The sequence below is a fragment of the Vibrio sp. 1978 genome, assembly GCF_033344345.1.
Genome location: NZ_JAWPOP010000913.1, coordinates 1 through 540, shown reverse-complemented (window position 1 = coordinate 540; position 540 = coordinate 1). Strand labels below are relative to the sequence as shown.

The 540-nt window shown below is 49.3% G+C and carries 1 protein-coding gene; it reads right to left on the bottom strand.

Annotation, left to right across the window (positions count from 1 at the left end):
- Positions 1-540, bottom strand: a 540-nt coding sequence (locus R8N49_RS29835) for an AMP-binding protein (protein ID WP_318190794.1), incomplete at both ends; no start/stop codon positions are given.

The window sequence follows — 540 nt, the reverse complement described above, 5'->3', positions numbered from 1 at the left end:
AACCAGAATCTCGTTGTTTTCGCCAATCTTCACTTGCGCGCCAGGCATCGACATACCGATAGAATCCGGATCAAAGCACTTGTCATCCCAGCACGAAATCGTCGCGGTGGTTTCTGTCATGCCGTAGCCCAACTTCACGTTGATGCCAATAGCATGGAAGAAGCGACCAATGGTTTCATCCAACTTCGCGCCACCACATGGCATAAAGTTGATACGACCACCGAGCAGTGCACGCAGTTTACTGAGCACCAGCTTGTCAGCTAATGCGTGTGCTTTGCGCAGCATCATCGAAGGTTTGCGTTTTTCTTGATGGCAAAGTGCCATTTTCGCGCCCATGTTCACCGCCCAAGTAAACATGATCTTGCGATGAATCGGTGCTCGAGACACTTTCTCGTGAATCGCTGAGAAAATCTTTTCGTAGAAACGAGGAACTGCACACATCACGGTTGGACGCACTTCACTTAATGCATCGCGCACCTGCATGGTGTCTTGCAAGTAACAGTTCGTCGCACCTTTGTATAATACGTAGAATGTCCAAGC